At 56.6% G+C, this 23,719-nt stretch carries 17 protein-coding genes and 8 pseudogenes; 14 read left to right on the plus strand and 11 right to left on the minus strand.

The features are described 5' to 3' along the window. Nucleotides 1–367: 367 nt before the first annotated feature. Nucleotides 368–2,257, minus strand: coding sequence for a hypothetical protein (locus IAE37_RS06570; protein WP_236409824.1), 1,890 nt, complete (start codon nucleotides 2,255–2,257; stop codon nucleotides 368–370). A 261-nt stretch (nucleotides 2,258–2,518) separates the two neighbouring features. Here IAE37_RS06570 and IAE37_RS29150 point away from each other — a divergent pair. The 3 genes and pseudogenes from IAE37_RS29150 to IAE37_RS06580 all read left to right on the plus strand — a co-directional run. Further along, a pseudogene (locus IAE37_RS29150) lies at nucleotides 2,519–2,713 on the plus strand (hypothetical protein); the annotation flags it as partial. A gap of 589 nt (nucleotides 2,714–3,302) precedes the next feature. Beyond that, nucleotides 3,303–4,256, plus strand: coding sequence for a potassium channel family protein (locus IAE37_RS06575; RefSeq protein ID WP_201171195.1), 954 nt, complete (start codon nucleotides 3,303–3,305; stop codon nucleotides 4,254–4,256). Between the two features lie 98 nt (nucleotides 4,257–4,354). Beyond that, nucleotides 4,355–5,142, plus strand: a pseudogene (locus IAE37_RS06580) (transposase); the annotation flags it as partial. Between the two features lie 459 nt (nucleotides 5,143–5,601). On the opposite strand, the gene tnpC reads toward IAE37_RS06580, so the two are convergent. From tnpC to tnpA, 3 genes are all read right to left on the minus strand, one after another. After that, on the minus strand, nucleotides 5,602–7,137 hold the full coding sequence (tnpC, locus tag IAE37_RS06585; protein WP_201171204.1) for an IS66 family transposase: 1,536 nt from the start codon (nucleotides 7,135–7,137) through the stop codon (nucleotides 5,602–5,604). A gap of 63 nt (nucleotides 7,138–7,200) precedes the next feature. Then, on the minus strand, nucleotides 7,201–7,536 hold the full coding sequence (gene tnpB, locus IAE37_RS28755; RefSeq protein WP_023126455.1) for an IS66 family insertion sequence element accessory protein TnpB: 336 nt from the start codon (nucleotides 7,534–7,536) through the stop codon (nucleotides 7,201–7,203). Further along, nucleotides 7,533–7,853 (minus strand): IS66-like element accessory protein TnpA, encoded by a 321-nt coding sequence (gene tnpA / locus IAE37_RS06595; protein ID WP_201171206.1) that lies wholly within the window; start codon nucleotides 7,851–7,853, stop codon nucleotides 7,533–7,535. The genes tnpB and tnpA overlap by 4 nt, the downstream gene beginning before the upstream one ends. A gap of 99 nt (nucleotides 7,854–7,952) precedes the next feature. On the opposite strand from tnpA, the pseudogene IAE37_RS06600 reads away from it, so the two are divergent. Both IAE37_RS06600 and IAE37_RS06605 read left to right on the plus strand, forming a co-directional pair. Beyond that, nucleotides 7,953–8,606, plus strand: a pseudogene (locus IAE37_RS06600) (transposase); the annotation flags it as partial. Between the two features lie 1,048 nt (nucleotides 8,607–9,654). Next, a pseudogene (locus tag IAE37_RS06605) lies at nucleotides 9,655–9,946 on the plus strand (Fic/DOC family N-terminal domain-containing protein); the annotation flags it as partial. A gap of 134 nt (nucleotides 9,947–10,080) precedes the next feature. On the opposite strand, the gene IAE37_RS06610 reads toward IAE37_RS06605, so the two are convergent. Further along, nucleotides 10,081–11,466 carry a GntP family permease gene (locus IAE37_RS06610; protein WP_201171207.1) on the minus strand — a complete coding sequence of 462 codons (1,386 nt, stop codon included), beginning with the start codon at nucleotides 11,464–11,466 and terminating at the stop codon, nucleotides 10,081–10,083. Nucleotides 11,467–12,053: 587 nt separating this feature from the next. On the opposite strand from IAE37_RS06610, the gene IAE37_RS06615 reads away from it, so the two are divergent. From IAE37_RS06615 to IAE37_RS06625, 3 genes are all read left to right on the plus strand, one after another. Continuing rightward, the gene (locus IAE37_RS06615) at nucleotides 12,054–12,866 is read left to right on the plus strand and encodes an alpha/beta fold hydrolase (protein WP_201171208.1); all 813 of its coding nucleotides are present in this window, start codon (nucleotides 12,054–12,056) and stop codon (nucleotides 12,864–12,866) included. After that, on the plus strand, nucleotides 12,859–14,028 hold the full coding sequence (locus IAE37_RS06620) for a PAS domain-containing sensor histidine kinase (protein ID WP_201171209.1): 1,170 nt from the start codon (nucleotides 12,859–12,861) through the stop codon (nucleotides 14,026–14,028). Before IAE37_RS06615 ends, IAE37_RS06620 begins: the two co-directional genes overlap by 8 nt. A gap of 120 nt (nucleotides 14,029–14,148) precedes the next feature. Continuing rightward, nucleotides 14,149–15,414, plus strand: coding sequence for a DUF4303 domain-containing protein (locus tag IAE37_RS06625; protein ID WP_201171210.1), 1,266 nt, complete (start codon nucleotides 14,149–14,151; stop codon nucleotides 15,412–15,414). A gap of 194 nt (nucleotides 15,415–15,608) precedes the next feature. On the opposite strand, the gene IAE37_RS29155 is transcribed toward IAE37_RS06625, so the two are convergent. The 3 genes and pseudogenes from IAE37_RS29155 to IAE37_RS06635 all read right to left on the minus strand — a co-directional run. Next, nucleotides 15,609–16,112 carry a methyl-accepting chemotaxis protein gene (locus IAE37_RS29155; protein WP_442967778.1) on the minus strand — a complete coding sequence of 168 codons (504 nt, stop codon included), beginning with the start codon at nucleotides 16,110–16,112 and terminating at the stop codon, nucleotides 15,609–15,611. A 30-nt stretch (nucleotides 16,113–16,142) separates the two neighbouring features. After that, nucleotides 16,143–16,919, minus strand: a pseudogene (locus IAE37_RS29160) (PAS domain-containing protein); the annotation flags it as partial. Between the two features lie 136 nt (nucleotides 16,920–17,055). Then, a pseudogene (locus IAE37_RS06635) lies at nucleotides 17,056–17,664 on the minus strand (glutathione S-transferase family protein); the annotation flags it as partial. A 55-nt stretch (nucleotides 17,665–17,719) separates the two neighbouring features. Here IAE37_RS06635 and IAE37_RS06640 point away from each other — a divergent pair. After that, nucleotides 17,720–18,745, plus strand: coding sequence for a hypothetical protein (locus IAE37_RS06640; RefSeq protein ID WP_201171213.1), 1,026 nt, complete (start codon nucleotides 17,720–17,722; stop codon nucleotides 18,743–18,745). Nucleotides 18,746–19,003: 258 nt separating this feature from the next. On the opposite strand, the pseudogene IAE37_RS06645 reads toward IAE37_RS06640, so the two are convergent. The 3 genes and pseudogenes from IAE37_RS06645 to IAE37_RS06655 form a co-directional block, all read right to left on the minus strand. Continuing rightward, a pseudogene (locus tag IAE37_RS06645) lies at nucleotides 19,004–19,120 on the minus strand (DUF3077 domain-containing protein); the annotation flags it as partial. Between the two features lie 30 nt (nucleotides 19,121–19,150). Continuing rightward, a pseudogene (locus tag IAE37_RS06650) lies at nucleotides 19,151–19,385 on the minus strand (hypothetical protein). Nucleotides 19,386–19,747: 362 nt separating this feature from the next. Beyond that, on the minus strand, nucleotides 19,748–20,107 hold the full coding sequence (locus IAE37_RS06655; RefSeq protein WP_201171218.1) for a hypothetical protein: 360 nt from the start codon (nucleotides 20,105–20,107) through the stop codon (nucleotides 19,748–19,750). A 201-nt stretch (nucleotides 20,108–20,308) separates the two neighbouring features. Here IAE37_RS06655 and IAE37_RS06660 point away from each other — a divergent pair, with 201 nt between their 5' ends. From IAE37_RS06660 to IAE37_RS06680, 5 genes are all read left to right on the plus strand, one after another. Next, nucleotides 20,309–20,749 (plus strand): GFA family protein, encoded by a 441-nt coding sequence (locus IAE37_RS06660; protein ID WP_201171221.1) that lies wholly within the window; start codon nucleotides 20,309–20,311, stop codon nucleotides 20,747–20,749. Nucleotides 20,750–20,948: 199 nt separating this feature from the next. Continuing rightward, the gene (locus IAE37_RS06665; RefSeq protein WP_201171225.1) at nucleotides 20,949–21,386 is read left to right on the plus strand and encodes a DUF3592 domain-containing protein; all 438 of its coding nucleotides are present in this window, start codon (nucleotides 20,949–20,951) and stop codon (nucleotides 21,384–21,386) included. A 10-nt stretch (nucleotides 21,387–21,396) separates the two neighbouring features. Further along, nucleotides 21,397–21,975: a hypothetical protein gene (locus tag IAE37_RS06670; RefSeq protein ID WP_236409825.1), complete on the plus strand. Its 579-nt coding sequence runs from the start codon at nucleotides 21,397–21,399 to the stop codon at nucleotides 21,973–21,975. 242 nt (nucleotides 21,976–22,217) lie between these two features. Continuing rightward, nucleotides 22,218–22,592 (plus strand): hypothetical protein, encoded by a 375-nt coding sequence (locus IAE37_RS06675; RefSeq protein WP_201171227.1) that lies wholly within the window; start codon nucleotides 22,218–22,220, stop codon nucleotides 22,590–22,592. Nucleotides 22,593–23,278: 686 nt separating this feature from the next. Beyond that, entirely contained in the window at nucleotides 23,279–23,623 is a 345-nt protein-coding gene (locus IAE37_RS06680; protein WP_201171230.1) for a hypothetical protein, read from the plus strand. Nucleotides 23,624–23,719: the final 96 nt, after the last annotated feature.

Genomic DNA, 23,719 nt, shown 5'->3' on the forward strand with positions numbered 1-23,719 from the left:
CGCAATCAGGCTTCAAGCAATACGCACCCCGCACTCCTAGAATATCGCAGCCCCCCAGCACTACTCGGTCCACATTGTGGGAGCAGCGCTTGCCGGCGATGGGCTGCGAAGCAGCCCTACTATCTCAGTACTACAGGTATTCATATCTTGCCTTACGAGCATGGTTTGTCAGTAATAGGCTTCACCGTACGGCAGATAATTCGGCTGGGATCTGATCTGATGGATCGTAGATCCGTGAACTAAAGAAAGCTGAGGCTGCAAGATTAGAGTTGCCCAGCGCTATATCAATACAGAGGGAGAAACTTAAGTTAAAAAAGATTTTCCTATTACCCTTGTGATTACGCACGCGCTGACCTTGATCTCGACCTTAGGAAAACATTTCGCACAACAGGTCTTCGCGCATTCTTGCCCAGACCGGTTCAAGCATCTGTTGAACCCACTTTACGTCACTATCAGTCCAGATCAAATTCTCACTGCAGCAAATTAGCGATCGAAGCGCCATTTCCAGCATCGTGCAGTTGGTCGAATTAGTATTATTGGACGCTATCAGTTCAACGAGGCTCTCTACCAGTGGTTCTCGACCAAGTTGAAGGTTGCCCCGGATGTAGTTATGATGCTGCTCAGGTAGGCGGTAAGCCAAATGTTGAACGCATCGCAACACGCTGATAAGTAGATCTTGCTCGAGGACAGCCGAAGTGCTAAGGCAACTGAAATGCAATTGCATGGCATGTAGGCAGCGATTCAATTCTTCGACTGTCATTGCCTCAGCAATATGCCGCATGCTGAGCCGAGCTAGTGAAATGACATAATCCTCCATGGCTAGAGCTGGAGTATTCCCTGTTAGCTTTTCAACCGGATTTGTCAACCAAGATAGATTCTGCTGGCTTTTACGTTGGTGCCAATCCCTGACGTTAGGTAGAAGTGTCAACCTCAGCCAATCATGGGTGAATTCAGCATCCCATTGTCCCCTAGGGCCCCAAGGACTGGAAAGCTCACGCAGATTATTGGGGTTCCAACAGATATTGATGTTCGGCTCATAGCGGCCGGTTGGACCACCTTCATCATAGGCATACGAAATAAGATGATACCCAGCATCCAGCGCCGGTTTAGTAGCTGGTGAGAATACTTTCAGGACACTATTGGACGCATCGAAAATATGCTGATCAGATTCACCTTTGACGTAATCATGCTCGCTAACATATTCCATTATTAGACGCCAGAGAGTACGTGGAAGGCTAATAAGTGCATGGACTGGTTGGGATGATCCACTTAGCCTCTTGAACCTAAGGCATCTCCAATCGTTTTCCAGTGTTTGGATTGCGGACAGGTAGTGAGTCCATATATGTCGCAGACACCAGTCCAGCTGTTCGAATTCAGAACTGCTCAAGCTCAGTTGAAATTTTGGGGTGGTCAGGAGAAAGCGATCCGGATTGCTCAAAGGCAATGTAAAAGGACCTTTCAACGGATCGTGAGGATGCCCCGCCCATTGCAGCCATCGCACAAGATCTTTTCCATCGATAGCCAGTGAGACGCCTTCTAAATTTGACCGAGCAAATGATAGGATGGCAGATGCATGGGGAGAATTTCGAGTGGGCAGAATGACTTCCACTCTGACACTTTCATTCTCGGCAGTGAGGTAGGAATCGGACTGTCCAATATAGTTGCGGCGGAATAGGCGTGGCTCCTCGGTTGGCATGCTAAGGGTGTAACAGAAACGGTCTCGAATCTCTTTGGAGAAAAAGCGCTCTACAAGCTCAGGACTACCTCGCAAGAGCTCTTCAATAAAGCCTCGATCCCAAACCAATGCTTGAATGTCATGTGACTCTAGCTCAGTTTTCGCGGCGTCCCATGCCATCACCAGTTTAGTATCATCCTCGATATTGACTGAGAGACACAGAATCCATATTTGAGAATCCGTTGCACGCTCGCCGTCTAGGAATGCTTTAAGCCATTTTTGAATATTCGATGGCTTAACTGCTTTCCAATGTTTTACCTCGGCGACACTATATTTACATGCATCTGTAGTTTTCCAAATTATGTCAATCCCATCTTGCTCTTGGCCAGATTTTCCGTATTGGAAGACCTGAATGCCACTTGGTAGGTACTGACGTTGGACCAGGCGAGCGCACAATTTCTGAAAGTCTTCCCAGTGCATCTGTTCCCACGGTAGCTCTCCGAGTTTGGGCTCGATGCTGTTGGTGGTTACCGGTTTTGGATCAGCCAGTAGGTTTCCGAGATCAATATCTGTGTACGCCATTCATCTGACCTGATTTTAGAATGTAATCGATTAAATTTCGAACGACCCGCTTGAGTAAATGGTTCAGGCCCCCGGATATAAATCTATCGGAACGCTTCCTGTTCTTGACCGCCATCTAGAGCGATATCGATACGTTTTTTCGCTCACGGTCAGCTAGCTCGGCTGGAGTACCCGCACAAGAGTCCTCAAAATACTCATGAGAACTGTATAAATCAACAGTGTTTTCGTTCGAGGAGTACTTGACGCTTATGCTGGTGTGATCAGGCGAGAGTCATCCAAGCAGAAATCTCAGAGCGTTGGCAGCGACAGACGCCTTGGGCTTGGCAGAAAAAGCATGTGGATTGATTTCTTGAGCATCGCCTAAATCCATGCAGCGAGGCGACGCGGTATTACTATCTGCTGACTTTGCGGCTGCTCGCCCGTCGTTTGCAAAAAGCATGGGTGTTCAATCTCTGAGCGAGGTACTGCTCTTGATAGGCACGACTGGAAGCAATCGACCCATTGCTGCCCTTCGCGACAGGCAGGTATTGGCCAAAAGCAGCCCCTCGTCATGCATCTACAATGCCGGAGCATCTGTGTCAGTCAGCTATTGATCACCGGCATCGCATCGCTCGATTAGATCACCGTGCTCCCGCCAGCATAGGATTGACTCAGTTGCTGAAAAGTTGGTGACCCAAGCTCCCACCCTATGAACCCATTACAAATGCTGGATTATTTCCGATTGGTGTCAGGTTAGCTTGCAATCGGCAACCGGGTCAATTCGACGCCGGCGATCACACGCGAAGGCGTTTTTATACACTCTGGGCCAAGAGCGGACATTCGCCTCGTATCACCGGTGTTTCACACCCAAAATCTATCCAGAGCTATTGTTCTTGTGAATACCTTCGCTAGATAGGCTATGTCCGCAAAAATGTTAATGCCGCTTGCGTCAGAGCTAGCTGCCACTGCGCCAGTCAGCTGATTGTTGTAGAATTTCGAGTGCCTTCCATTTAGAGTAAGCCTACATCAAGAACATAATGCGTGTACGGGGAGTTAAGTTAGGCAAATGAAAATCACACGACAAAAACCTTATGTTTATGGTCTCTCATATGCGATGGCTATATTGTTGTTTTCAGGGATTTATTACTTCCTGTTTAATTCTGACTTCAAGGACATACCAGGAATTCAGCTTGTTCAGTCTTTGTATTTCAGTATTATAACCATCAGCACGCTAGGCTTTGGCGATATCATTCCAAGACAAGAAAATCATGCGCTACTTTTAACTATATGCACTCAGGTGATAATTGGAATAATGCTCATCGGCTTATTTTTGAACTCGCTCTCCCATAAGATGAGCGATCTAAAAGAAGCCGAGTTATCCGCAAGGCAAGAATTGATCAACAAGGAAGTCTTGCAGAAACAGCTTTCAATTCTGAAACCAATCATTATAAATCATCTAGAAACAATAGCGGAAACTTTCAAGATAACTTCCATAGCACCCGCGGATACAATTGTAGTCCGCCCCTGCGACCTATTCAATACATCTTTTTTTGATCAAATGAGCGTGCAAAACTTTTATTCCTCGGAGACGCGATATGGTGAAGGCCGTATGCTTTGGGCCAATTTTATCGAAAGTGAACACAAAACTTTCATAGAAAAGCTCGAAAGTTACTTGGTGAAGTTTAGCGCACATCTCCCTATTGATATCATCGAAAATATAAATCACATTCAAAATCACAATTATCTTCAGGCGGCGAAGATTGCATTGAATTTACTAAATGGCCCGTACGCCGATAGTTTACCGCGTTTTTTGATGCTATCTATAGAGCATAGCTCACATAGTTTTCCCGACAAGCCGAACTCAATATCGGACTATCACGGCTCTTTGTTGAAGTTGATATCAAGGGTTGATATTAGCTTTCCGGACAACCCTATTATGATGACGCTTCACCTTACAAATGGTACTGCTCCGAGAGTTGGATCCGGTATCGGAGAGATAATTCGCTTTGGGCGGACTTAGGTGCGAGCGACTGCTTTTGGCCGATTCTGTTGAAAAAGTAGCTCCCCTGTCTGGCCTGCGGCAAAATCCGCGCATCGGCCAGCAGGGAAGCACGCAGCATGATGGGACAGTTATCGAGTGGGCAGGAACGGCTGTTTTACTCATTCAACCTTGAAGACCACATCCCCGCCAATCACCTTCTGCGTAGCATTGGTCGGTGTCTCGATCTGAGCGACTTGCGCCATTACCTCGCCGATTTTTACAGCCCGATTGGGCGTCCGTCGATTGATCCCGAACTGATGATCCGCATGCTGATCGTGGGCTATTGCTACGGCATTCGCTCAGAGCGGCGGCTGTGCGAAGAGACCCATTTGAACCTGGCGTATCGCTGGTTCTGCCGGTTGAGCCTTGAAGATGAGGTCCCCAATCACTCGACCTTTTCCAAAAATCGACACGGCCGTTTTCGGGACAGCGATCTGTTTCGCTGGCTGTTCAATGAAGTGCTGCGTCGTTGCATGGACGCAGGTCTGGTCAAGGGCGAAGGGTTTGCCGTGGACGCCAGCATCATCAAGGCGGATGCCAGCCGGCAGCGCGGCGTACCGGGCGATGAACCGGTCAACTAGAGCGATCCGGCCCTGAGCACCCGCGCCGTGCGTGAGTATCTTGAGGCGCTCGATGAAGAGGCTCTGGCCGAAACGCTACCGAAGCGCCTATCGCTGACTGATCCTCAAGCCCGATGGACCGCAGCTCTAGGTGGCCCAGCGTTCTACGCTTACTCCACGAATTATCTGATCGATACCGAGCACGGCGTGATCATGGATGTGGAACCCACACCGGCTCATCGAACCGTAAGTGTCCGGCTAACACACCTTGCGTAGTCGAACGGACGCAAGCCCGGTATCCTTTACCCCAATTACAGTTACCGACTCTGAGGGTGTATTTTGGCAATATCCATCTATTACACTGCTAGGCGAAAGGCCCCGCTCAGCTCGAGCGAGGTAACCGTTATTGAGGAGATTGTTCGTCGCTACTGTGTAGATGATCAAATCGAACGATTCCTCTCCCTCGGCTCTGGTCTTAATTGGGAGTCATTCGATTTCTCAACCAACCTGGAGCCAAGTCGTTTTCTAAAGAAGGGCCTCGTGTTTTCGGGCGCCACTAAGCTCCCTGATAACCAAGAAGACGCATCATGGGTCGGCATACAACATTGGTGTAAATGCTTATCGGACATTCGTATGGCGGTGTCTGGTTGCGAATGGAATGTTGCGGTCGAAGACCATGAAATGCAGTGGGATGCGGTACTCAACTCTTATGAGCCGACACGATAAGAAAGGGTGTTCCGTAGCGCACACCAACTCAGCGTGATTCAGGCCGGCACCCACTGATGCGGCAGCAACTGACCGATCTCACTGGCCCGTTGGGTCGGCAGCCGCGTCAGCACATCCTTGAGATAGGCATACGGATCATGCCCATTCATGCGTGCCGACTGGATCAAACTCATGATCGCCGCCGCGCGTTTGCCGCTGCGCAGCGACCCGGCAAACAACCAGTTCGATCTCCCGAGTGCCCATGGCCGTATCTGGTTCTCGACCTGGTTGTTGTCGATGGGCACAGCCCCATCGTCCAGGTAGCGCGTCAGCGCTACCCAGCGTTTCAGGCTGTAATCGAGGGCTTTAGCTGTGGCTGATCCGTTGGGCACCAAGTCGCGCTGGGCCAACATCCAGTCATGCAGTGTTTTGAGGATTGGCACCGCCATTTCCTGACGTATTCGCCAACGGTCTTCGTTGCTCATATCCCGAGCCTGGCGTTCGACCTCGTACAAACCGCTGATCGGGTGCAGGGCCTGTTCAGCCAGCTGGCTTTTATTCGCTACGTGCAGATCAAAGAACTTGCGACGGGCGTGAGCCATGCAGCCGATTTCAGTGATGCCTTGCTCAAATCCGGCCTTGTAGCCAGCGAAGTCATCGCAAACCAGCTTGCCGTTCCAGTCGCCCAGGAAGTTGCGTGCATGTTCGCCAGCACGGCTTGGGCTGAAGTCGTAAACCACCGCGTTGAGCGCCGAAAACGGCGTCGTGCTGTAGGCCCAGACATACGCCCGATGGGTTTTCTTCTCGCCTGGCGCAAGCATTTGCACCGGTGTTTCATCGGCGTGAATCACGCCCTGGTTCAGCACCGCTTCACGCAGAGCATCAACTAGCGGCTGAAGTCTCACGCCAGTTTGTCCGACCCATTGCGCCAAGGTCGAACGAGCAATTGCCAGTCCGGCGCGACCAAAGATTTTCTCCTGCCGGTAGAGCGGCAAGTGATCGGCAAACTTGGCCACCATCACGTGAGCCAGCAGGCCTGCGGTCGGGATACCTTTGTCGATAACCTGCGCCGGAACCGGCGCCTGAATCAGGGTTTCGCACTGACGGCAGGCCCATTTACCACGTACATGTTGCTCGACGGTAAACACGCCCGGCGTGTAATCCAGCTTCTCGCTGACGTCTTCGCCGATGCGTTGAAGTTGGCAGCCGCAGGCGCACTGGGTGTTCTCAGGTTCGTGACGAATCACGGTGCGTGGAAACTGCGGCGGCAAGGGCGCTCGTTTCGGGGACTGCCGTGGTTCGGCCTGTGGCGCAGCTGGGAGAAGCTGTTTCAGCTCGGCCTCGATAGCCTCAAGGTCGGTGTCGAGCAGGTCATCCAGCAAGCTGCCTTGCGTCGGGCTGATTTGCTCGCTGCGCTTGGCAAACTTGTGGCGTTTGAGCAGGGCGATTTCGAACTTGAACTGTTCGATGAGGATTTCATCGTTCTGGATCTTCTTGCTCATCGCTTCGACCTGGGACTGCAACTGCAACGCCTGTGCCGCCAAGGCACGAAGCTGTTCCGGGGTCATCTGGTCGAGGTTGGGCGAGAAAGTCATGCCGCCGATTGTGCCAGAGCAGGCGCGGGGCGACGACAAGTAGACCGGCCAAATGGCCGGCGTTTACAGCATGCTGATCACACCGCCTGCACCGACGCGCTGCCACGGCAGGCCCAGCACCAATGCCTGGAGTTGTTCGCTGTCGAGTTCGACCTCGCCGCCGTGGCGAATGCCGGGCCAGTGGAACTTGCCTTGGTTCAGTCGACGCGCTGCGAGCCAGACACCGACGCCATCGTGCACCAGCACTTTCATCCGGTTAGCCCGGCGATTGGCGAACAAATATGCGCAGTGCGGCTTCGCCGCACCGAACACCGCGATCACTCGGGCCAATGCCGTTTCGGTGCCAGCGCGCATGTCCATCGGCTCTGTGGCCAGCCAGATGGCATCGATGCGGATCATTGAGCGACAGCCCGAACAAATTGCGCACAACCCTCGGGATCCGAAGCTGGCCATTTCACCGTGATCACTTGCCCGGCCACGGGCAACTCGATGATCACTGACGCTTCGACTGGCCGTTTAGGTGGGGCTTTTAGCGGGACGAAAGCCGGTAGTGAAGTCGTTGCGGGTTGATCTCGATAGAGCGGCAGCCACTTGCGGATGACGTTAGCATTGATGCCGTGACTGATGGCGACACTGGACACCGTCGCACCAGGTTGCAGGCATTCCTGAACGACCTGGGCTTTGAATGGTTTCGGATAAGAGCTTCGTTGGCGCATGGAAATCCTGGCGATAAGGGTAATCGCGTCCGCTTAAAAATACGCGGACACCATCGCCCTTATCGCTGGGATTCTGAAGGTGTGTTCGCTGGCCGCTTACATCGAACCGCAGAAGTCGAGAGCTCCAAGACGATGATCGATCGGGTCGAAGCGCAGTTCGACATCAAGCCGGAACGCCTGATTGGCGATACCGCTTACGGTACCGCGCCGATGCTGGCCTGGATGGTGGAGGAAAAGGACATCGAGCCACATGTGCCGGTGTGGGACAAAACCGAACGCAAGAACGACAGTTTTTCGAGCAACGATTTCCACTGGAATGAAGAGGCTGAGGAATACCGCTGCCCGGCTGGCAATGCATTACGTAGCGAATGGCGAGCCTTCAAGAACAAGCGTTCGCACGTCACCAAAGCCAACACCATCATCTTCCGATCCAGGCAGACCGACTGCGTTGCCTGTCCGATGAAAGCCAAGTGTTGCCCGAACACTGCGTTCCGCAAGATCGCCCGCAGCGTCCATGAAGCCGCGCGCGATGTGGCTCGGCGCATCGCAACGACACCTGCGTACGTGCGCTCTCGCCACGAACGTAAAAAGGTCGAAATGTTGTTTGCCCACCTCAAGCGCATCCTGAAACTGGATCGCCTGCGGCTACGTGGCATGAGTGGCGCGATCAATGAATTCACGCTGGCGGCCGCGGTACAGAACCTGCGACGGCTGGCTAAATTTACATCTCAAGGGCCACCTGCCACGGGATAGGTGCGCCTGCACTCAGCAAAAAACCTCAAGTTAACCCACTAACTGAGCAGCAACGGTAAACGAAGGGCCGAGAAACCACTCAATGTGGTGAGTCGGTTCTTAGGCGATGGTCGTGCCTGAGTTCAGGTCAGCTGAAAAACCGACTTTTTCAACAGAATCGGCCGAAAGCTGTACTAGCTGAAGGGCCGCTTTGGGTCGAATGCTATAATTCGCAACCGGCCGCTAACGACCCATTGTGGACGCCGAACGGTAGCGAGTTTCGTAAGTACGACGCGTACTCTGTGGGAGCGGGTTCACCCGCGAAGCAGACGACGCGGTGGATGGCACCGGCTTTGCCGGTGTTCGCGGGCAAGCCCGCTCCCACAGGGATCGTGCACGCTTTTTAAATTTTGGGTAAGACAGTTGCTCCCACAAAGTCCGCTGCAAGGCGCAACGGCCGTAATGGGTCGGTTTCTGCCGTTCCTTATGTACCATTTAAAGTGGGCGGGAGGAGCCTCCGCAATTCCCGATTCGATTCCACTGAAAGCCATAACTAGCTGATTTTTTTATAGATACCCTATGAGGTACGCCAAAAAATCCACCAAATTCCATTCCCGCGAAAACCGGGCCCTCACGGCCAACAACCGTCCGTCTGTCTCCGCACCAGTCTTTAATCCGCGATGGTTCGCCAGCATACGTGGAGCCCAATGAAACCGCCGCCTAGGCGGTTTTTTCCGCCCACTGCATGGGCGTTAAAACGCCACATTCCGCGGCATTTATGTAGATTGGTTAGTACATCCTAGGTTTGGTTAGCAGGCGATGTACTCACGCATCGTGCCGGTTGCTTGAGGTTGGGTCTGACGATTCGCAGGCCGCTATTCTCCCTTTTACTGTTCGTCCAGCCCCGCGCCCAATCGACTTATCGCCCCGCCTTTTTTGACTTAATCTTGCAGGGGATTTGAGATAGTGCTTTTCTTTGATCTGCCTTGAGCCCAGTGTTTACGGGGATAAGAGCAAAAAAATTTGAGATAATGCATTCGCCTCCTAGAGATAATTCCGAGATGCCTCAATTTCTCACCACGATCTCCAGCTGTTGAACCCATCCTTTGACTCTCCCCTGGTCGACGTGCTGAGCGAGCTTGAGCTCCTGCGTCGTCTGAGGGTGGAGGGCGATATTCCGGCATCGATTTTCTTCCAGCTCAAGGATATCTTCCACACCCTCGAGAGCTTGGGTTCTGCGCGAATCGAGGGTAACCACACCACCCTGGCGGACTACATCGACAGCAAGGTCGAAGGCAAGGCCGATAGCACCGATCAGTTGCTGGAGGTTGCCAATATCGAAAGGGCGATGGACTACGGATATAACGTGGTCTGTCCCCTTTTCGCCTTTTCGTGCCGGCGCCTACGAACAGGGCGCAGCACAAATACCGATGTGCTACACCCTGGTCGCAGAAAAACGCTGAGGAAGCGGACGAACAAAGCCGGTTTCCCCGTCTCAGCCCACCGTAACCCCCGCATTCAGCACCAACACCACGATCAAGCCAACCACCGCGACGATGGACTGCACCACCGAAATCGTCTTGGTCGCTTCGCCCATGGTCATGCCAAAGGACTCCTTCACCATCCAGAACCCGGCATGGTTGGCATAGTTGAAGAACAGCGAACCGCAGCCGATGGACAGGGCCAGCAACGGCAGGTTCAGGCTCGGGTCAGCACCTGCAAGCGGCGCCAGCAGGCCGGCAGCGCCGACGATACCGACCGTGGCGGAGCCGGTAGACACCGACAGCAGCATCGCGATCAGCCACCCCAGGATCAACGGCGGGAAGGCCGATTGCTGGGTCAGGTGCACAATGGCATCGCCGACCTTGGCGCTGGTCAGCATCTCCTGAAAGGCCCCGCCCCCGGCGATGATCATGATGATCGAGGCGATAGGCTTGAGGCTTTTGCCCAGCGCATCGCGCAGCTGTTCAGCGTTGCCGCCACGCGCGAGTACCAGGCTAGCGCCGGCGAACAGCACGCCCAGCAGCATGGCGATCAACGGGTTGCCCAGGAAGCTGGCCAGTTCCAGCAGCGCGTTGCCCTTGGGCAGCAGCATTTCGGCGACGGCATGTACCAGCATCAGGATCGCCGGCAGCAACGCGGCCAGCATGCCGATCGCTACGCCGGGGCGGGGTTGGTCGTCGGCCTTCTCAGTCAGTGTGAACTGGTCCAGCAAGGCCTGGTCGGGCCGGGTGCTCATGCGTGACGAAATGAACAGGCCATACAGTGGGCCGCCCAGGATCATGGCCGGGATCGCGGCAAGGAAGCCATAGAGCATGGTGGGCCCGACCGAGGTCTTGAGCACGGCGATGGCGGTCAAGGGGCCAGGGTGCGGCGGGACCATGCCGTGCATGGCGGCAAGCGCGGCAATCACCGGCACACCGACATACACATACGCCGAGCCCTTGAAGCGGGCCTTGCTCTCCAGCTTTCGCGCCACGCTGAAGATCAGCGGCAGCATGATCACCAGGCCCACTTCGAAGAACATCGGGATGCCAATGACAAAGGCAACCAGCATCATCGCCCAAGGGATCATCCGGTCCGAGGTGCGCTTGAGGATGACATCCGCGACCTGCTCAGTGACGCCAGCGTCAGCCAGGATCTTGCCGAGCATCGCGCCCAGCGCGATCACCACCCCGACCGCACCCAGCGTCTTGCCGGCGCCCGTGAGCAGGTGGGAGACGATGCTGCCGGGCTCCATGCGGGTGGCAAAGCCTACGCCAATGGACACCACCAGCAAGGCCAGCAGCGGGTGCATCTTGAGGCGGGACACGATGAGCGCTACCAGCACCAGAACACTGACCAATGCGGTCAGCAACAGCTGTATATCTAAGGGTGTCATTCAGGGAATCTCGGTTGGGCTGGTGCGCTAGCGGCACTCAGGCATTGCAGGCATGACAGGGGGGCTGCGGGCAATAGCAGTTATCTGTCGCGATCAGATAGCTGACTGGATGTGCAGGCTTCGAATGTTGGAGGAATGGGGCTGGCGGATGGAGGCAGTGCGGTCATGGAGCGATTCACCTTGTTATTCGGTCATCTATATGAATCTGCCCGGAGTATTTGCGGTCCGGTGGGATGCTGTCAAGCGCATGCGGTCGCGTCACGTGGGACGTCGGGTGGCCTTTTCGCCTTGGCAGACAATACTTCTCTGTATCCGCAGGCGTGCTCCTGGTGGCGTGCGCCGCTGGGAGGTGTGAGGTGAACGAGCCCTCAATCGTAGGTGCCGGGATCTGCCGCATCAGCAAACGCCAGCGTAACGAGCGCAAGGTGGGTTCGCGGTTCGCTTACATTTGCCCACCGGCATAGCGTATGGTGTCTGTCTCTGGAACCACGAATTCAAGCCGCTTGTCCCAAGCTCCTACTATTCTTGCTGACAGATTGAACGAGCTGTCGCTTGCCAGCACAAAGTCGAATGGAGCCAGGATATGTATGTCTCTGCAGAAGCGTAACAACGTACATATCGCCGGGGATGGCTGCGCAACGTTGATCTTATCCCATGGCTTTGGCTGCGATCAGTCGATGTGGAAGTTCCTGCTACCGCATCTCGTCACCCGGATGCGCGTCATCACTTATGACCTGGTGGGCGCCGGACAATCAGATCTTGCGGCCTATGATCGGGAGAAGTACGCATCGCTGTGGGGATATGCTACAGACCTCAACGAGATCATTGATGAATATGGCCAAGGCCCGTTGCTCGTCCTCGGGCACTCGGTCAGCGCCATGATCGGCGTGCTGGCCGAGCGTCAGCGGCCGGGGCGGATTGCCGGGCTGGTCATGATCGGTGGCTCGCCTTGCTACATCGACTCCGGCACCTACAGCGGAGGCTTTTCGCGCGATGATGTTCAGGCGCTGCTCTCGGTCATTGACGAAAATTACCTTGGCTGGTCCAGCACCATGGCGCCATTGCTAATGGGGGCGTCCGGCGAGCCGGCGCTTCAGGAGGAATTGCTCAGCAGTTTCTGCCGGACCGATGGGCAAATCGCCCGGCATTTCGCCCGGGTCATTTTTTTGTCCGATCATCGACAGGACGTCGACGGCCTGCGCTTGCCGACCTTGATCCTGCAAAGCTCCGACGATCCAGTGGTGCCGATGGCAGTGGGCGAGTATCTGCAGAGTGTGCTGCTCGACAGCCGGCTGCTGGTGGTCGACAACATGGGCCATTATCCACAGCTGAGTGCCCCCAGCACATGCTCCGCGGCGATAGACGACTTCTTCATCCAGCTGGGGTTTGGCCATGAATGATCCGACGCTGCTGCTCAGCGAATCGTACTTCGAGCACGCGCCCTGCGGGTTGGTGGTCATGGAAGCGGATGGCACCCTGGTGCGCTGCAACGAAACGCTGGGCAACTGGTTGGGGTATGACACGGACCGCATGAAAGAGCGCAGCTTCGACCAGTTGTTGACCGTGGTCGGGCGCACCTTCCAGCTCACCCATTGGGGGCCGTTGTTGAACATGCAGGGCTCGGTGTCGGAGGTGAAAGTCGGCCTGCGGCATCGCGATGGCCATGTGGTTGCCATGCTGCTCAACGCCGTGCGGCGCCAAACCGCCGATGGGGTGCGCTACCACTTGGCGCTGTTCAGCACCACCGAGCGTGATCGCAACCAGCAGTTGGTGTTCCAGGCCATGCAGCGCGCCGAAGAGTTGCTGGCGCAAAAAGTCACTGCCGAGCGCGCCTTGCAGCGGGCTCAGGAAGAACTGGCCGTGGCCTATGCCGAGGCCCAGCGGCGTGCGCTGCTCGCCGAGCAGATGGTGGCTGTCGCCAGCCATGACCTGAAAAACCCCATGACGGCCATCAAGATGGCCGCCGAGTTGCTCGAGCGCGATGCCCACAGTGACCGGGCGCGTCGCCTGCTGAGCAGCATCGGCACCTCGGCCGAGCGGGCCCAGCGCATGGTCGTCGACCTGCTGGACTTCGCCTCTGTGAGGCTGGGGCAGGGCATCAATGTCCGGCGCCAGCAGGTCGACCTGCTCAAGGCGCTGGACCAGTGCGTGAACGAACTGCGGATCGCCTTTGGAAATGCCAGCATTCGCCATCTGTCACGGGGGCAGGGCGCGTTCGAGGTGGATCAGGACAGGTTACAGCAGATGATCGGCAACTTGGTCGCCAATAGCGTGGCGTATGGCGACCTGCGCTACCCGATCACACTGACCTCCGAATTCTGCGCCGAGGGGGTGATCCTGGGGGTCCACAATCATGGGCCCGCCATCGCCGACACGCTGGTGCCGAGCTTGTTCGAGCCGATGACGCGCGGCAGCGACAGGCAGGATGCATTGCGCTCGGTGGGGATGGGCTTGTTCATCGTCAAACAGATTGCCGAAGCGCACGGCGGTCGTATCACCATGACTTCCAATCCGGTTTATGGCACCAACTTCATCATTTATCTGCCGACCCTTGTCGCCTGACGCCCTCAATAGTTGCTTGTCAGCTCAGAATGGGGTTCTGGCCACGTGCCTGGAAAGCCCGCCCTCGAGTGGATCCTCGATCAGCCCGGCCGAACTCACCTGTCAGCAAGGACCCTGATAATGAATTGGAAAGCTTTGGAACAGGCGCTGTTCGACGCCGCCCGACAAACACTGCAAACCTTGCTCAATGAGGGCGGAAGCCCTTTGTATGCCGCAGCGTTCCATGCCAGCTACCGAGAGGAAGAAGCGGTGCTGTCGGTGCCCAGCTTTGCCGCGAACAGCCTGCAAGCCCTAAGCGAAGACTATCTTGACGAGGAAGACGAAAGCTTCAGTTCGGTGAAGTGGAACCCGGCAGACTGGCGCTGGGATTGGGAACTCTGTGATGGGCAGCAGCTCATGCAGCTTGATGATGAGCTGCAAGCCTACGCCAATCGGCTTGGCCCGCGCCAATGGCGAGCGGCTGAGCAGCGCTTTTTGGTCACCGTTAGCCGTGCCGCCAGGGCGCTGGGCCGACATTTCAGTCAGCATCCTGGTGTGACGCCTGGCTTCGTGGTGATTTTTCATGACTTTGCTGGCGATATCGCCTTGGCCAAGCGCAGCATGACCCGCCAGCAGTTCGAGGATAATTTCCCTGTCGAACTGGCCATTGAAAACACCCGGCGCGAAGTCGCTGCCTTGCCGCTCGCCGAGCAGGTCGCGTTCTACGTCAGCCGCTTGCATTGCCACGATGGCATCTCGGGGGAGGACGCAGAGCGCTGGCTGATCGCCAACGGCCGTCCCGCACAGGCTGCGCTTATCGAACAGCTCAACGGGCATGAAGAGCCTACCGCTGCCGCGCGCATTCTCGGGCTGGCCGGCATGGCTGATGAGCCCGTCATCCAGGCCCTGCGCCGAGAGGTGATTGGCGCCTGTGAGCAGCCGACCCGCAATTGGTGTGCAAAGGCGCTGGGTTACCTCGAGGATTTCGACTGGCTCATGCAGCAAACGCCCGACCTCGCTGTCGCGGGGATCTGCGCTAACTATGACGGTTTCCGCTGGCGGGGCGTGCAGCCTCCGGTGCTGAACTACACACCCATTGAGCGTCTGCTTGATCGGCGCCCTGAGTTTCAAGCTGCTGTTGAAGAGGCTCTTGAAGATGTCTGCGGTCAGATCGATACCACCACCGCCGATGTCAGCGAAGCCTTGCGCGGGTTGGTTTCATCCCACGTCGCTATTCGTCGTCATGCTGCGAGTGGGTTGAATAACCGTGGCCTGCTACCCGACGACGCGCTTCGAGCCATCGAGGCGCTACGCCGGGCAACACAGGATACCGATGAGCAGGTGCGGCACGTTGCGGGCCTCGGCTTGGAAGCCATGAAGCCCAGCGTGGCTCATCGCTCTTCCTGAGTGTAGGAGGCAAACTTTTTCGGCAAAAGAGAACAGGGCAAATCGGGACAGGGATATTTTCTGACGCTTGCGGATGAAGAATGAATCTGTCCCATTTTTCTGCTCCCTGAGCGTCTGGGTGCCGTCGCCTGCAAGCGCGCTTCTGCACCGGCCCACCGCCAAATTTAGGGGCTTGGTGAGCCGAGTTCTCGTCATCAGAGATCCTGGGTGACTTTCACCACGGCCTCCACCACCTGGCGAGCACCTACCTGGATACCGCTGATCGCGCTCCCAGCTTGTAAGGCTAAGCTCAAACCTTGCTCAGCGCGGCTTCGACTGCTATCAATTTCAGTGACAGCCTGCGATGCAAGCGTCTGATTACGCGCCACTACCGTGACGATTTCTTCCGTTGCAGCGCTGGTGCGTGCTGCGAGCTGTCGGACCTCATCTGCCACCACTGCAAAGCCCCGGCCCTGCTCGCCCGCACGCGCAGCCTCAATGGCTGCGTTGAGTGCTAGAAGGTTGGTCTGCGAGGCGATGCCGCCGATGGTCTGTACGATCGAGCTGATAAGAACTGACTGTTTATCCAGAGCCTCGATGGTAGTGGCCGCCGATTGCATTTGTTCGCTGACAGCCTCCATTGTTTTGACTGCCTGGTCGACCACTGAAACACCTTCGGTCGCGCTTAAGTCCGTAAGTTGTGAGACCTCTAACGCCATTTGCGCGGCCCCCTTCACTTCCTCCGCGCGCTTTACTTGATCGGTCACCACTGCGGCGAACTTGACCACTCTTACAAGTCGGCCTTCCGCATCGTTGACGGGGTTGTAGCTTGCTTCTAACCATACCTCTTCGCCATGGCTATCGAGACGTTTGAAACGGCCGCTGACATACTGCCCGGATTTTAGAGTCTTCCAGAAATCCTCATAAGCGGGACTGCAGCTAAAATCCGGATCACAGAACATCCGGTGGTTCTTGCCAACAACATCGCCCAGGCGATACCCCATAGCGTCCAGGAACTGCCTATTCGCATCAATTACTGCCCCCGTGAGATCGAACTGGATGATGGCGGTGGAACGTAGCAGGGCATCCAGCAGCGCTTGATTTTCCAAGGCCAGTTGCATCTGATCGGTCACATCTTGGCCATATCCCACGACCTCCAGTAGCTGACCCTGTTCATCGCGCAGTGGATACCACGTTAGCCGTAGCCAGGCTAGCGGTTGGCCATTTCGAAGATAGCGGTAATCATCACTTACGGGACGGCCGGCTGGAATCTCCGTCATGAATTTGAGGTAACACGGAAGCTTCGAGACATACTCTGGCACTAGTTGGGACAACGGTGCTCCAAGCAGCTCGGAAGTGTTGTAACCAAGGACCGAGGCGAAGGCAGCATTGTATTCGAGAACCTTGTAGTCAGCAGTCAGCCTGACGAAAATCTCGGCTTGAGCCATCTGCTTGAGGCGGTGCTGCGCACGCGCGAGCTCGCGTTCCAGCTCAGCAAGGCGAGTTTTCAGGGACCGATTGAACATGGGGGACCTCGTGGAGCGCTCAGGATAATGGCGGACAGTGGACGCCAGTTGCTATTACTTAGCCATCACTAGACATCATCACCTCAGGAACGTTCCTAGTCGCCGAACACCGTGCGCCAACGTTATGGGCCTCAATCCGACCATGCATAACAAAACCAGGCCGCGCGCTCAGCCGCTCATAATAGTCACGCACAGCCGGTAGATCGGGATGTGCAAACGGGGTCTCGAACCAGCGATTGACCGACAGGCCGATAGGAATGTCGGCCAATGAAAAATGCTCGCCGGCTACGTAGGCGCCGGTGGTAGCGAGTTGTCGATCAAGGATCGCCATGTTGCGCCCCCACTCAGCCAGGCTGCTATCAAGGGCGATGGAGGACTGATGGGCAGCGGACCGACGGACCAGCGCCATGAAAGCGTAGCTCCAGGAGCGGTTGAGGTCCGAGGCTTGCCAGTCGATCCACTGGTCGACCCTCGCCCTAGCCTGGGCGTCTACTGGATATAGGCCGCCGTCGCCATAGCGGTTGGCGAGGTAGCGGATGATGGTATTGGACTCCCAGAGGATGAAGTCGCCGTCCTTGATGACCGGGACCATGGCATTGGGGTTCAGGGCGAGGAATTCGGGAGTGTCGGTGGGCTGGAAACCGCTTCCCCAGTCCTCGCGCTCGAAAGCGATGCCGAGTTCGGTGCAACTCCACAGCACCTTTCGCACGTTGATTGACGAGGCTTTACCCAATATCCGGATCATGGTTTCGTCCATGCGTGGGGGATAAGAAGTTGTTCAAATGTACAAGGACTGCACAATGACACTTAAATGCTGCTTGGAAAAAGCTTTTCCGTTATGTGTTATGACGCTTGTGTTGCTTGCGTTGCCCAAGCTGATTTCAGCACACCCTCTGTCCGACAAGCTGGAAGCATTCAACAACTCCGCACCTTTCCGACCTGCCTCGGATGATCTCTCTCCGAACGACGCCCTGCTCAAATACTTCAAGGGCAAGAAATTCACCTGCCGAAATGATGTCGAGTTTTCCCCCAGGGAGGATGCCGGCGCGGCCCAAGCGTTAACCGAGCTTGTCGAGTACACCGCAGCGGGTGACCATGAAGAGGGCTTCTGGCTCGATGCCAACCATCGGCAGAAACGAGAAGAGTTGCTCGACGCTGCGCTGAAGGCTGGAAGTTGGAAGGCTGCGTATCTGGACAACGTCTGGGCCATTCGATACCCAAGCGAGGACAAACCAGCGGAGGCCGCGTCGGCTGCGCTGATCAAGCAAGCCCAAGACGGCGTTCCTATCGCTTTGTACAAGTACTCGACCTACCTTTTCGGTTGGGACGATGACTCGATGTATCGCTTGCTGAACGAGGCAATCGATCGGGGCAGTCCGCAAGCCATGGCGCTGGTAGGGGGGACCATCGTCATGCAGGCCAGCCCACTATGGCCGCTCGGCAACGATATGCTCGAATGCGCCGTGAGCCACGGCTATGCCAACGCTTACCACTCGCTCGGCGTGCTCGCAGACATGCAGGGACGGCGGTTGGATGCCTATCGCTTGTGGGAAAAGGGCGCCAACGGCGGGTGCGGGGAATGCCTAAGCCGTATGAACGAATTCGCTACTATGCGCCGAAGGTATACACCTGCGACTCTGAAGGAAGAGATGACTCCCGAGTTGCAGCAAATCAAAACGTTCTACCAAAAGAATTTTCTGTATGAGTTGAGCGAGCTGCCGGAAACCTATCTGCGAATTCCAGAACGATTGGAGTTTCATCCAACTGATGCTGAATTGCTGAGCTTGCTCAAGCGGCAGCGGATCTTGCGTGGGGAAGCTGATTGATCCCAGCTTCACCCCCTCTTTCTCCAAACGTTCAACTCCACAGCTTCGCCGCCTGAGGCACGCCGCCATAACCATAAGCGGCCATCGGTACCGACCTGCTCATCCGTGGCAAGCAGGGCGTTCGCACCACTCCGGCAGGCGAGCGGCTGCATGGAGTAGCGGTACGTTCTGCGGCCTCTTCGCGGGTAAACCCGCTCCTACAGAGGTATGCAAAAATCTGTAGGAGCGGCTTTAGCCGCGAAGAGGCCGCACCAGGCACTACTCATCTCGGCACTTCATACCCAGCTCGGCATCATCGAGCAGTGCCTTGGCCAGGGCGCTCAGGTAATGGGACGCCCACACCAGATTCGGGTTGTCTTCCATCACCCCGGCAATGGGGTCAGGCCAGACATGGCGTGATGTGGCTTAGTGGCGTGCCTGCGGATTGGCCCGCAACTGGACTTGGGCCAGGGCTGATTCGATCAGACTTCGCAGGCCTTCAAGCTCATGCAAGGTGGTCATGATCAGGAGCGTGACGGGTGACCTGGGCTGCATCAGCGCGGCCTGCTGGGCAACGGCTTCGGCGCATATTGCGTAGTCCGAGGCCATCATCAGCGTGTCTTCCAGGGAGTGTGGGGGGGGCAGGTACTATTTTCAGCATCATCCAATTCCTTCTGATGGGCTGCTACCTACCCGCTGTCAAACGGAGGGTGGCAGCTGTACGCGGGTTGACAGACCGGTGGAATTGGTAAGCCCCGGCGCACGCAAGCGTGCCCCACGCACAGCCGCCATATCGACGAGCTGTAGACCAAAACCGTTGCGGCCTGTCAAAGCCGGTCGTTGATGAGCAACGACACCCCGAGACTAGAACGCATCTCAGCACAGCCGCAATGGAAAATAGGCCGCCACAATATCTTTGGGAAGCGTCCTACAGGAAATAGCCTGAATCTGATTTTTAACGCTCAGTTCGCGGCACAATTCTGGCCGCCTGGGCCGGCTGACAGGGGGCGTGATCCAGATCGTTCAATCCCCACTCGGCCTCTTCTCAAACGCGCCCTCCAGTGCCTCCTCAACCTCGCCAACCGCACACGTGCCGCCTGATCCCAGAACCGCAGTTCGATCAGCACAATCCACCACGACCTCCAGCGCAGCAGGCCGGTGATCGCCCGGAAACTTGCGCAGCACCAGATGAACCGCCGTCTCACTGCGCCAGGTGACCTGATCCATTGACCACCGACGGTCGGCGAACGCGAACACAATCGCTCCTGTACCTGCCTCAATCAGCGACGGCACATATACCCATTGAGAATTACGTGCTTCCCAGGCCGAAACCCTGACCGCGAACCTGCCGCCTGGGGCAAGGATCGTTTCTACTTCTTCCATGCCAAACCCACCTTGACCCGAGTCGGGCCCCAGTCGGTGGGGCGCCGGAGTGATCGTTAACAGTGGAGAAATATACCCGCAAACATGCCCTGGGCGCCTTAGGCGAAAGGCGACAGATTTATTTTGTTGCTCAGAGAAAAGTGAAAAGACGCAATAAGGTTAATCTGTCCCCGTCTGCAGCAGCCCGACCGGAGAAACGCCATGACCGATGAAGAAACCGATGACCGACCGATCTACCAAGCAGCCTGCCACTGCGGCACGGTGCAGTTCAGCGTACGCCTGACCGATGGGGTGCATACAGCGCGCAGGTGCAACTGCTCGCTCTGCCGTATGCGGGGTGCTGTGGTCGTGTCGGCTAACCTCGGCGACATCGTTGTCACCGAGGGAGAAGAGGCCCTCACTCTCTACCAATTCAACACCCACGAAGCCAAGCACTACTTCTGCTCGAAGTGCGGCATCTACACCTTCCACCAGCGCCGCTCCGCGCCCGACCAGTACGGGGTCAACGTGGCCTGTATCCAGGGCATGAGCCCATTCGACTTCCCTGAGGTTGCTGTCAATGAAGGCCGGGTTCACCCGAAAGATCGCGCTGGCGGGGGCGAAAAGGTCGCAGGGTGGTTGCGGTATCAAACCAACACGTAGTGTAGTTGCCGAATGCCTGTATCAGGGAGCCTTGGCTTCGGCCCCCGGCCTGCCGTATCTTTGGGAATAGTCTGAATATGGATTTTTACGCCCAGTTCGCGACGCCGGGCCTATCGCGACCCTTCCGCCCTGCACTTGACATCTACCCGCAGATTAACTGCAATAGCCGCCGTTTCAAGGACGATGCAAGGACTCTCCAATGGCCAAGACGCCACGCTCTCCTCGGGGCGATCTGCTCCGTGCCTCGGTTTTCTTTCCGCTGGGGCTCTGCCTGTTGTACCTCACATTCTGGCTGGTTGAAGACCGGCTTGATTTCGTGACCCAGGCCCAACGTACCCAGGGCAATGTCAGCGCGCTGAACGCGGGCGGCAGTCATCCGCAAATCGACTTCACCGACGCTACTGGCAAGGCGTTCAGCTACCCCGAAAGTGGGTTGATCTTCGGCTATGCGGTAGGCGACCAGGTGGGTGTGTTGTACCGTTCCGAAGCGCCAGCGGCGACTGCGATCATCGACGACCGCGGCGCGCTGTGGGGCGCGAGCCTGCTGGTCGGCCTGTTCGCTCTTGTATTCACTTTCGGAGGCGGCTACCACTTGGCCGCGTGGGTTCGCCAGCGCCGGCTGGCGCGGTCTGTATAAGGATATCCAGATGCAAATTCCATTACCCGTCAGCGCCAGTGACTGGCGCTACAAGACCGCCACCGGAGGTGGTCTGACCGTGGTGTTCGCCGCCGCAGCCGGTGGTGCGCTGACCCTGACCGACCCCAAGGGGGTCGACCACCAGTTTCGCTACGGCTCGCTAGGTGTCGGCGTGGGCCTCGGCGCCCGCTTGCCGCGCTTCGGCAAGGTCAACCTGCATGTGCGCGGCAAGAGCATCGGAGCAGCGGGCGCGAATGAGGATTTCCCCGCAGTTGGCACGGTGCTGGTCGCCGACTCGATCGCCAGCCGTGGGTTGGTGCGCGAGGACTTCGAAGGTGCTTGTGTGTTCATTGAGGGCGGGGTGGGGCTGATTGGGGGAGCCAGCGGCTCGGCCATGCTGTTTGGCCTGGACGCAAAGCTATTGGCGATGACAGCCGCTACGCTGACGCCGGTAGGCAACCTGCTGCTGCCGCACGACAGTGCTGTTCGCCTGCTGCGCTCGGCCAAAGGCGTGATCATGGCGGTCGGACTCAACGTGGGTATACAGGCTGGTGCTGGTGCGACGATTTCTTTGGGCGGTCTGTTCTAGTGTCGAGAATCTTGTGGAGCAGGGCATCGTCGCGGCTATCATAGCCTTGCACGGCGGCCATGATCCTGGCCGCAGTGGCGCGGATGTCGATGCTGTGCTGCTCGCGGAACTGGAAGTGCGGGAGGTGGGTGTCTAGCAGGTCCATTGCTGGCTCCGAGGTGGATACGAGAAACATACCACTGCCGTTGCAGGAGCGTCGGCAAGCGTTTTAGTCTCGGCATCCCAATCCAAGGAGCACCGCTATGGACAGCACTTTCGCCAACATCACAGAGCGGCTGCACGGCCGCCGATTCGTAGTGGCCAACAATGCCCAGGGGCTCTCTGGCACGGGCACGGTATTCCATTATCGGGTCGAGGATGTTGCAGTTACCGGCACCTACCAGGGCGGCCGTATTCGCATGGGCCACCAGGTGGGCCGCGTGACAGGTTCCGATTCAATCGAACTGCTCTACCACTGCGTCACCCACGACGGCGAAATCCTCGCAGGTTGGTCTCAGGGCAGGGTGGGGGTCGATGAAGCAGGACGCACCACGTTGCATTTTGTGTGGGGATGGTTGTCTGGTGCTACGGGGGGAGGGGAGTCCAACTACGTTGAAGTTCTGGCAGAGCGAGATTAGCTGAGCTCAAGTCATGGCTTTCTTTTCGCATGTCCTTCTAGTCACCATTTTCAGTGATCGAGCTGCGAAAAAACCTACAAGTTGCGTTACGTCACCTGCCATTGCTCAGATGCTAAACAGAGCTTGCGATGGGGCAAGAACTCCACAGGAGGAATTCAGATGTTGACATTTGTTGGACGGCTGGCCACCCCAGCGCAGCCCAAACCCAAGCGGCGGGCGCACAAAGAGCCGATTGACCCGGTGACCGTTGTCACCGAGGCTGCACGTGTCGGCGACTCGCGCTTTCAGCAGTTCGTTGAGACCGGTAAGCTCCGGCGCTCTAAGTGAGGGTAAGTGCAGTCCCCCAGGATTTTCGTCACTCCTGATTTCGTAGAATTGCCCAGCTGGTTCGATCTCTACATTGATTTCTACAATTTCAAAGTGTGTGGTGAGCACCCCATCTACTGGGGAAGGGACGCCACCCTCCACCAAAGGCCTCTTGGCCACATTCAACTGACCAACTCCTGAGCCACTCGAAGACTACGAGCCCTAGCTTTGCAGCCAAGGGCAATGCATTGAGTCGCGGACCTCAAACCTTGTGCTTCGTGGCGAGTGCCCGGAACGCCCGAGCTGCTGCCGGGCAAGACGAACAAACGCTGGCCAGCACGGTCGAAACGGCACGCTCAAGATTGGATGGACCCTGATCGATGCCTCTACGTATGTTCGCCCTGTCGCTGGCGACTCTGCTGACTGCCTGTACCCAGTACCACTACATCGACCCGCAGACCCCGGAAGGCATAGCCTGCAAACGCGAACTGGATGCCAAGGTAAGTGCCTGTGAAACCTGGTTCAAAGAACAGCACGACGGTCTGAACAGCCTGCGTGAATCACAGGCGCGAAGTGCCCAGCTGTGTGAGCACTTCAATACCAACAACATGCCCAACGCCTGCCCGCCAGCGCCGAGCCCGAGCACGGAAAGCAGCCCTTGCCGCAATGGTTATGCCGAGAAGTTCAAGGCGTGTGGTGGCCGGATCGAGAAGGTCGAGAAGTAAGCGGTTGACAGCTCTGGATCAGCCTGGGCCGTGCTGTGCCTGGAAGGGCCCTTTCGCGGGTAAACCCGCTCCTACAGGAGTGCGCAGAGCCTGTAG

Origin of the sequence: Pseudomonas sp. S31 (assembly GCF_016648105.1) — a bacterium.
Taxonomy (GTDB): domain Bacteria; phylum Pseudomonadota; class Gammaproteobacteria; order Pseudomonadales; family Pseudomonadaceae; genus Aquipseudomonas.

What these genes read in the sequence shown, in the direction of transcription:
- IAE37_RS06570 (WP_236409824.1), bottom strand. Translation starts at nt 2,257, where the DNA reads ATGGCGTACACAGATATTGATCTCGGAAACCTACTGGCTGATCCAAAA.
- IAE37_RS06575 (WP_201171195.1), top strand. Translation starts at nt 3,303, where the DNA reads ATGAAAATCACACGACAAAAACCTTATGTTTATGGTCTCTCATATGCG.
- tnpC (WP_201171204.1), bottom strand. Translation starts at nt 7,137, where the DNA reads ATGACTTTCTCGCCCAACCTCGACCAGATGACCCCGGAACAGCTTCGT.
- tnpB (WP_023126455.1), bottom strand. Translation starts at nt 7,536, where the DNA reads ATGATCCGCATCGATGCCATCTGGCTGGCCACAGAGCCGATGGACATG.
- tnpA (WP_201171206.1), bottom strand. Translation starts at nt 7,853, where the DNA reads ATGCGCCAACGAAGCTCTTATCCGAAACCATTCAAAGCCCAGGTCGTT.
- IAE37_RS06610 (WP_201171207.1), bottom strand. Translation starts at nt 11,466, where the DNA reads ATGACACCCTTAGATATACAGCTGTTGCTGACCGCATTGGTCAGTGTT.
- IAE37_RS06615 (WP_201171208.1), top strand. Translation starts at nt 12,054, where the DNA reads ATGTCTCTGCAGAAGCGTAACAACGTACATATCGCCGGGGATGGCTGC.
- IAE37_RS06620 (WP_201171209.1), top strand. Translation starts at nt 12,859, where the DNA reads ATGAATGATCCGACGCTGCTGCTCAGCGAATCGTACTTCGAGCACGCG.
- IAE37_RS06625 (WP_201171210.1), top strand. Translation starts at nt 14,149, where the DNA reads ATGAATTGGAAAGCTTTGGAACAGGCGCTGTTCGACGCCGCCCGACAA.
- IAE37_RS29155 (WP_442967778.1), bottom strand. Translation starts at nt 16,112, where the DNA reads ATGGCGTTAGAGGTCTCACAACTTACGGACTTAAGCGCGACCGAAGGT.
- IAE37_RS06640 (WP_201171213.1), top strand. Translation starts at nt 17,720, where the DNA reads ATGACACTTAAATGCTGCTTGGAAAAAGCTTTTCCGTTATGTGTTATG.
- IAE37_RS06655 (WP_201171218.1), bottom strand. Translation starts at nt 20,107, where the DNA reads ATGGAAGAAGTAGAAACGATCCTTGCCCCAGGCGGCAGGTTCGCGGTC.
- IAE37_RS06660 (WP_201171221.1), top strand. Translation starts at nt 20,309, where the DNA reads ATGACCGATGAAGAAACCGATGACCGACCGATCTACCAAGCAGCCTGC.
- IAE37_RS06665 (WP_201171225.1), top strand. Translation starts at nt 20,949, where the DNA reads ATGGCCAAGACGCCACGCTCTCCTCGGGGCGATCTGCTCCGTGCCTCG.
- IAE37_RS06670 (WP_236409825.1), top strand. Translation starts at nt 21,397, where the DNA reads ATGCAAATTCCATTACCCGTCAGCGCCAGTGACTGGCGCTACAAGACC.
- IAE37_RS06675 (WP_201171227.1), top strand. Translation starts at nt 22,218, where the DNA reads ATGGACAGCACTTTCGCCAACATCACAGAGCGGCTGCACGGCCGCCGA.
- IAE37_RS06680 (WP_201171230.1), top strand. Translation starts at nt 23,279, where the DNA reads ATGCCTCTACGTATGTTCGCCCTGTCGCTGGCGACTCTGCTGACTGCC.